A 7345-nucleotide genomic window follows, 5' to 3' on the forward strand; every position below is an offset into this window, starting at 1 on the left:
GGTCTGCAGGCCGCGCGCGACCTTTATGCGAAACAAGGCCTTTACTACGTCAACCGCATTCATCACGGCCCGAACATGATCCACTCAAAGACACCGATCCGCTCAATCGAGGATTTTAGGGATCTGAAACTGCGCGTACCGGGCGGCATGATCGCCGAAACCTTCGCGAAAGCCGGTGCCAAGACGACGTTGCTGCCGGGCGGCGAGGTGTTCTCCGCGCTGGAAAAGGGCACGATCGATGCCGCCGACTACACCGGTCCGGCCGTAAACTGGGCCCTCGGTTTCCAGCAGGTGACCAAGTACATTTCCATGGGTCCAGCCGGTCTGATGTCCGTATACCAGCCCGTCGACCTGATGGACTTTGCCGTCAACATGAATGTCTGGAACCAACTCCCGGACAACCTCAAGAAGTTCGTGGAAGACGAGATCCAAGTCTATTCCAATGCCCATTTCGGCTCGATCCAGAAGGCCGACATGGAGGCTTGGCAAAAATTCCTGGATGCCGGCATTGAAATCAATCGGCTTGGACCGGAGGACCTCCAGAAGTTCCAGGAAATCGCGGTGCCCATCTGGTTCGAGTGGGCCAACAAGGACAAGGACGCAGCGCGCATCTTCAAGTTGCAGCTCGAGGTCATGGAGAACCCGACAGTCGGTTACGTCACTCCGGACATGTACCAGGGGCTGACCATCAACCTGTGAACCCTCTTTTCGCCCGTCCTGAGCCGGACGGGCGCTCTCTCCTGCAGCAGGCGTTCGCCGATGCCTTCCCTAACATTTGTGCTGCCGCACTGGCTCTACTGGTTAACCCTCGCGGTCTTTCCGCTGGCCGCCGTTCATTTTGTCCATCGAGAACGGGCACAGCGTGATCCGGGCCGTCCAAACCTATTTCTTGCCTATCTGTTCCTGGTCACAGCCGGCTTCCTCGGCATGCACCGCTTCTATCTGAAGAGCAGGTGGGGATTCATTTTTATCCCGTTCTTCATCGCGGTACTTTGGACAAGCACCCAGGTGCGCGATGGACGCGAGGCAGTTTCACTCGCGCGATCCCAGAGCGAGCACGCCGAGAGACTGTTGCCGCGTGCCAAGGCAGATATGGCAGCCAACAAGCAGGGGGCTGCCGATCGACTTGCAAAAGCTGAGGCTGAGGCCGCGGCGGCGCGCAACAATCTGACGGCGGCCGTTCACGGGCTCGAGTGGGACAGCAGCATCAGCCGGATTGCGGGACTTCTGCTCGGTCTCATTGTCGTCGGCGACGCCCTTCTCATACCCGGTCTTGTACGGCGCGCTCGCGCCCGTGAGACTGGGCGCGCCGCAACCCACCATGAGATCGTCGTCGATGTGCCCGCGACGCCCGTCAAACAGCCTCTTGCGCCATTTAGGCCGGTCGACTGGCTTGTAAGAGCGACAGGCGAGTTCGTCGCCTATTGGTCGGTCCTCGCGGTCATGGCGTACTATTACGAGGTGGTCGCCCGCTTCGTTTTCAACTCCCCGACCAACTGGGTGCACGAGAGCATGTTTCTGATGTTCGGCATGCAATACATGCTGGCTGGGGCCTATGCCTATCGCGATGAGACCCATGTCAGGGTCGACATCGTGTACAGCCACCTCTCCGAGCGTGGCCGGGCGATCTGCGATATCATCACCTCGGCGTTCTTTTTCCTGTTCGTGGGTACAATGCTCGTTGCCGGCTGGCGTTTTGCCAGCGACGCGATGGCGGTGGGCGAGAGTTCTTTCACCGAGTGGGGTATTCAATATTGGCCGGTGAAGCTGGCGATTCCTGTTGGCGCCGCGCTGCTGCTGCTTCAAGGCGTGTCTCGCCTGATGCGTGACATCGCGACCGCAACAAGAAGGCTCCGCTAAGCCATGGGTCTCGAGCTTCCAATCCTGTGGCTGAGCATCCTGATGTTCGGCGGCCTGGGCGTTCTTTTATTGCTCGGGCTGCCAATGGCCTTCTGCACGGGCAGCCTCGCCGTTCTCTTCCTCTTCTTATTCGGTAATGCGGCCATGCTGAACATGCTGCCGTCGCGGATTTTTCCCTTCATGACGGATTATCAGCTCTCGGCGGTGCCGCTTTTTATCTTCATGGCCGCGATCCTTCAGAAAGCGGGGATCATCGAGGAGCTGTTTGACGTCGTCTATAAATGGCTGGGTGGGCTGAAAGGCGGACTTGCCTCGGCCACCATAATCTCGTGCACCCTGCTCGCAGCAATGGTTGGGGTCGTCGGTGCGACGGAAGTGACAATGGGCATGATCGCTCTGCCAGCGATGCTCCGCCGCAACTACGACGCAAAGCTCGCCTGCGGCTCGCTGCTCGCCGGAGGAACGCTTGGCATCCTCATACCGCCTTCGGTGATGGCGATCGTCTACGCCGTCGTCGCGCAACAGTCGTTAGGCGAGCTTTTGATCGGGTCGGTATTCCCAGGGCTGCTGCTGTCGGGGATGTATGTCGTCTACGTCACGGCGCGCTGCTACACCAACCCCAAGCTCGGCCCGGCTTTGCCGCCGAGCGAGCGCATCGGCTTTGGGGAGAAGCTGAGGCTTCTGCGCCGCACGTTCATGCCCATTCTGCTGATCCTGCTTGTGCTCGGGGTCATCTTCCTTGGCATAGCAACGCCTGTTGAAGCCGCCGGCATCGGCACATTCGGTGCTTTCATCGTCTGCGCCGCCCATCGCCGCCTGACTTGGGACACGATCCGGGAAGCCGGCGTGGCGACCCTCAAGGCGACTGCGATGGTGATGTGGATATTCTTCGGAGCCACCATGTTCGTCGGCTTCTTCATCCTGAAGGGCGGGCAGAGCTTCGTCGCCGAATCCATTCTCGGAACTGGATTCGCGCCTTACGGCATTCTTGTTCTGATGATGATCATCCTGTTCGTCCTGGGCATGTTTCTGGACTGGGTGGGCATTCTCCTTCTCACCGTACCGATATTTCTGCCCATCCTTAAGTCCCTCGAATTCGGCGGTACGTTCGGCTTAGCCGGTGTGGCTCCTGAAGACGTGCCGCTGTGGTATGGCGTCATTTTCATGGTCAACATGCAGATGGCGTTCCTGAGCCCACCGTTCGGCTATTCACTGTTTTACTTGAAGAGTGTCGCGCCACCGGAGATATCGATGGCGACGATCTTCCGATCCGCCGTTCCCTTCTTATGCCTGCAGGCGATCGGAGTAGGGTTGTGCATCGTGTTCCCCTCGATCGTCATTTGGCTGCCGAAGCTCATGTACGGAGGCGGTTGACCGCACACGTCTTTGGCGGTTCGACGCCGACGCAACAATCGAAGGTTCAGCGCTTCAGAGACGCCGCTCGCCTGCAGAAGCTGCTGATCTTGAGGCCTGTCCGCGCACTCCATGCTCCTGCCGGGCGCCATCATCCCGCCCACGCAAATAGCTGGGAGACGAGACATCCCGCTTTGGATTGCGTATCTTGACGTTCAGCTTTTCCTGGGCCTGCCGTCCGGTCGACTTGGCGTCTGGACAAACTGAAGAGCGACAGAGTTGTACGGCCCCAATGTATGGGTGGTCAGCGGGGACTTCGCCGGCTTCGTGTCCTCACCTGCAACGCAAAGCAGTTTAGCATCCGAGGATAGCGCTATGTCGATCGGCACGGGGGTCAGGTTGGCCGCCAGCACGCGGATCGTGTTGCCGCGACGAAAGGCAATTGCTGCCACGCCTGGCCAATCACTCGAAATCCCATAGCGTTCGACGCCGGCGGCCTCAGCGATTTGGGCATGGACGGCTTGCAAAGGTCGTCGGGAGCCGTCCTCGTTCAAGAGACCGAAGGGGCCAGTCGGTTCTGCCAATATCAACCGCTCGGCGGCTGTCTCAGCGGCCCGGGCCGCGACGCCGACGGCAAAGGCGGCACCGAACAATGCCCGCTGACGCGGGTCGGTGCCGGCGGCGGGCACCCGGCTATGTCCGGGATTGGCTGCGACCACCTCACCATAGGGATTGTGCCGCAAGCCGATCGTGCAAGGCCCAAGCCAGATCGGCTTTCCGGGACACAATTGCCGTGCTGTCTCCATGACTGCAGGATAAACGGTCAGGGTTTCCATGACCGACTGCTCATCGGCGGCATGCACGATGGCGCTGTTGCCGAAGAAGACGAAATCCGCATTGCCGGTCGGCGGGTTGCGGTTGAATTCGGTGAATAGGGAGGGCGTACCAGCCCCTATCGGGCAAGCGAGACCGACAGCCCGCAATGCCTGCACGATCTCGTCAATCGATCGCTCACCGTTCGGCAAATGGTTCGAGGGGCGTGTCTTGAATTCGCGCCGTGGTGAAACCAGAATGGCGCTCGGTTCGACGCCCGCCAAGCGAACCATAGCTGCAAGGGTCTGGGCCTCGGCCCCGGGGTGGATCGCATCAAAGATCGCCTCGAGCGCCAGCCGGGCGCCAAGCGCGCTCGCAAGCTCGGCTGCCTTTTCCAGCACGCGCCGATCATGCCCGCGCGCGCTGTCGAAGCGCAGTATGATCTCCGGCACCGGGCCAAGCGAAGCCGCTCCGGCGATGGCTGCCGGCAGTTGGTCGGGATCGACGAACAGCGCTATCGACGGCATCCGCCCGGCAGGTCCGCCAACGGTCAGGGTTGCTGGACTGCTGATAGCCGGTCCAGGCGCCGATGTCTCGGCGTGCACGGAAACCGTGACGCGCTGTATGTCCTTCACACCTTTGCCGATGACATAAGGTCGGGGCTTTGAGAGCGGCCGCACATAAGTCTTGAACGAGGCGTCCGTCCAGTTGCGCTGGTCCTCCATCTCGAAGGCATCGCCTTCCATGGCGACGGCGCAGACCGAGCCGGGTGCTGGCTCGTGCGTCAGCGCTGAAATGTCGAAGGCAGGCTGGTCCGGGCTGATCAATTTGGGAAATGTCGTCTCCTCGATGCTTCCGTCGCTATGCCGGATGGTCAGCCTTTTGCCCGCCGCCTCTGAAGGATGAAGCACCACGAAACCGGTGCGGTTGGTGGGAAAATCGGTGAGCGCCACGCCATCCGCTTGCAAGGTCAGCTCGCCCGACGCGTCGCCACGAATCTTCATGCGATAGGCGAAACGTCCCTGCGGGCCGGCGCAGAGTCCGTCATAGCGAAGCTCGAACGACGTGCCGTCCTCGGAAATTCGCATGTTGGAAAGCTCGGCCTTGTAAGTCCCCCAGGACGCATCGCGCGCAAGATAGTTGATCGCCCGAACCACCTCCACGCCGGCAAAACAGATCGTCCGCAGATTGCCGTCCTCGAGAACGGCGGTCAGCGGTCCGGCGGCAAGAAGCTTCCGATGCGGAAGCGGCTCGTCGGTGCCGTAAAGCGCAAGGAGATCGGCATTGGCGGTCATGCCACCGCCTGCTTGGAATTCTCGTCCACCCTGTAGGTGACGACAGTCTTGCGGCTCACCATGTCACGCGTGCTGGCATCGAAGCTCAGATAGTGAGCCGAAGCGAGGTGCAGGTCGAAGGCAGCCCGATCGCGATAGATCTCGTACAGGAATATCTGGGACGGCTTTTGCGTGCCTAACGGCGTCAGCACATCGAAGCGCAGACATCCCGGCTCGAGTTCCACCGACAGAGACGCGTTCTGCGAAACGAGCCGGTAGAATTCGGGAAAGGTCCCTTCGACAAGATCGAAAACGACGGTGAGGGCAAAGGCCGCTTCGGCAGGCGAAATGCTCATGGCCGCTCTCCGCCATTGGCTAAGCCATGGTTCCAACGCTTAGGTTCGACCGCGCGCCGTTCGCTGGCGGCGCGATAGGCGGCATCGACCAACGCGTATGTCTTGAGATTGTCCTCACCGCTGGTTTCGGGCGGAACGCCGCGCTGCAGGCTGTCGAGGAAATGGCCGCATGCACCGATCACGCCTTGCTGGGCGACATGCCAGGGATAAGCGGTCCAGGACAGGAGCGGCGAGCTTGCGTCTTCGGTCCACGTCGCGCCATCGCTGGTCACCGTCATGCTGCAACCGGCTTCGAGCGAAATGGCTCCCCTCGGACCTTCGATGACGAGCAGCGTTTCAGGGAAATGATCCGGCAATCGGCGCGACTCGTAGGTGCATTCCACGACCGACACCGCGCCGCTTTGATGCCTGAGCAGCATGGTCGCCGTGTCCTCGGCGCGGATGCGCGGATTGCGCTTCTGTGTTTCGCAGGAGATGTGCTCGACCTCGCCGAGGAAGAAGCGGGACAGGTCCAGCATGTGGATACCGACATCGGCAATCGCGAGCTGCTCCTCGTCATAGAAATAGGGCTGGGTCTTGTAGACGTCGAAGCCGGTCCTGAAGCGTATCCTTGCCCAGCTCGGTGTTCCGATCGCGCCGCTGTCGATTACCTTGCGGACGGCGCGCATCGGCGCCTGAAACCGAAAGTTCTCATGCACGGCAAGCCACGCATTTGCCTTGTGCGCAGCTTCGACGATCGCGATGCAATCTTCCCATGTCGATGCGAAGGGCTTCTGCACGATTGTGGCCAGGCCGCGCGCGAGCGCCATTTCCGCCAACGGCCTGTGCGTGTCGCGGCGAGTCACGATATCGGCCACGTCGAGGCGCTCGGCCTCGAGCATCTTTGCGGCGTCCGAATAATACGGCACACGGAATGTCTCGCCGGCCGCGCGCGCCTTGGCGGCATCCACGTCGCAGACGGCGGCAAGCTGGGCGCCCTTTTCGGCGAGGTCGCTCCAGGAATGCAAATGGTTCTGCGCGAAGAAGCCGCAGCCGATCACGCCGATGCGCAGGGACCGGTCCATGCCCTCTATCCGGCCACGATGGGGGTTCTAAGCACACCGATGCCGGCGGCCTCGATTTCCACGACGTCGCCAGCCTTCATGAATATCTGCGGCTTCTGGAAGGCGCCGACGCCCGCCGGCGTTCCGGTCGAGACGAGGTCGCCTGGTTCCAGCGGCACGTAGTGCGAAAGGAAGGATATCAGCCGCGGCAGCGGGAACAGCCAGTCCGACGTGCTGCCGTTCTGCAAAAGCTTGCCGTTCAGCCTTGTCTTGAGCGCCACGTCGTCGGGCCTGGTCAGTTCATCAGTGGTGACGATGCATGGGCCTATCGGTGCGAAGCCCGCGAAATTCTTGCCGATGGTGATCTGGTTGTCCTTGAATTGGACGTCGCGGGCCGAGATGTCGTTGAGCAGCGTATAGCCGAAGATCGCCGGCATCACCTCGGCTTCGGAAGCCTTGCGCAGATGTTTGCCGATCACGGCCGTGAATTCGACCTCATAATCCATCTGCTCCGTCCGGACCGGCTTCTCGACCCGCACATCGGGCCCGACCACCGATGACGGCAGCTTGGCGAAGAAGAACGGCTCGATCGGCATCTTGGCATTCGGGTTTTCCTCGGCATGACCTTTGTAGTTGATGCCGGAGC

At 61.0% G+C, this 7345-nt stretch carries 7 protein-coding genes; 3 read left to right on the forward strand and 4 right to left on the reverse strand.

The features are described 5' to 3' along the window. From dctP to EOA32_RS30515, 3 genes are all read left to right on the forward strand, one after another. Positions 1-699 (forward strand): TRAP transporter substrate-binding protein DctP (dctP, locus tag EOA32_RS30505; RefSeq protein ID WP_189407499.1); only part of this gene is annotated, 699 nt, incomplete at its 5' end. 60 nt (positions 700-759) lie between these two features. Beyond that, positions 760-1860: a TRAP transporter small permease subunit gene (locus tag EOA32_RS30510; RefSeq protein ID WP_128373697.1), complete on the forward strand. Its 1101-nt coding sequence runs from the start codon at positions 760-762 to the stop codon at positions 1858-1860. 3 nt (positions 1861-1863) lie between these two features. Beyond that, complete coding sequence (locus EOA32_RS30515) at positions 1864-3234, forward strand: TRAP transporter large permease subunit (protein ID WP_128373698.1); 1371 nt, start codon at positions 1864-1866, stop codon at positions 3232-3234. Between the two features lie 194 nt (positions 3235-3428). On the opposite strand, the gene EOA32_RS30520 is transcribed toward EOA32_RS30515, so the two are convergent. From EOA32_RS30520 to EOA32_RS30535, 4 genes are all read right to left on the reverse strand, one after another. After that, on the reverse strand, positions 3429-5321 hold the full coding sequence (locus tag EOA32_RS30520) for a hypothetical protein (protein ID WP_189407500.1): 1893 nt from the start codon (positions 5319-5321) through the stop codon (positions 3429-3431). Beyond that, positions 5318-5656: an antibiotic biosynthesis monooxygenase gene (locus EOA32_RS30525; protein ID WP_066994764.1), complete on the reverse strand. Its 339-nt coding sequence runs from the start codon at positions 5654-5656 to the stop codon at positions 5318-5320. Before EOA32_RS30525 ends, EOA32_RS30520 begins: the two co-directional genes overlap by 4 nt. Beyond that, complete coding sequence (locus EOA32_RS30530) at positions 5653-6720, reverse strand: Gfo/Idh/MocA family oxidoreductase (RefSeq protein ID WP_128373699.1); 1068 nt, start codon at positions 6718-6720, stop codon at positions 5653-5655. The genes EOA32_RS30525 and EOA32_RS30530 overlap by 4 nt, the downstream gene beginning before the upstream one ends. A 5-nt stretch (positions 6721-6725) precedes the next feature. Beyond that, the coding region (locus EOA32_RS30535; protein WP_145971395.1) for a fumarylacetoacetate hydrolase family protein at positions 6726-7345 on the reverse strand (620 nt) is incomplete at its 5' end.

This window comes from Mesorhizobium sp. M1A.F.Ca.ET.072.01.1.1, from assembly GCF_004023325.1.
Classification (GTDB): domain Bacteria; phylum Pseudomonadota; class Alphaproteobacteria; order Rhizobiales; family Rhizobiaceae; genus Mesorhizobium.

What these genes read in the sequence shown, in the direction of transcription:
- EOA32_RS30530 (WP_128373699.1), bottom strand. Translation starts at nt 6,720, where the DNA reads ATGGACCGGTCCCTGCGCATCGGCGTGATCGGCTGCGGCTTCTTCGCG.
- EOA32_RS30510 (WP_128373697.1), top strand. Translation starts at nt 760, where the DNA reads ATGCCTTCCCTAACATTTGTGCTGCCGCACTGGCTCTACTGGTTAACC.
- EOA32_RS30515 (WP_128373698.1), top strand. Translation starts at nt 1,864, where the DNA reads ATGGGTCTCGAGCTTCCAATCCTGTGGCTGAGCATCCTGATGTTCGGC.
- EOA32_RS30525 (WP_066994764.1), bottom strand. Translation starts at nt 5,656, where the DNA reads ATGAGCATTTCGCCTGCCGAAGCGGCCTTTGCCCTCACCGTCGTTTTC.
- EOA32_RS30520 (WP_189407500.1), bottom strand. Translation starts at nt 5,321, where the DNA reads ATGACCGCCAATGCCGATCTCCTTGCGCTTTACGGCACCGACGAGCCG.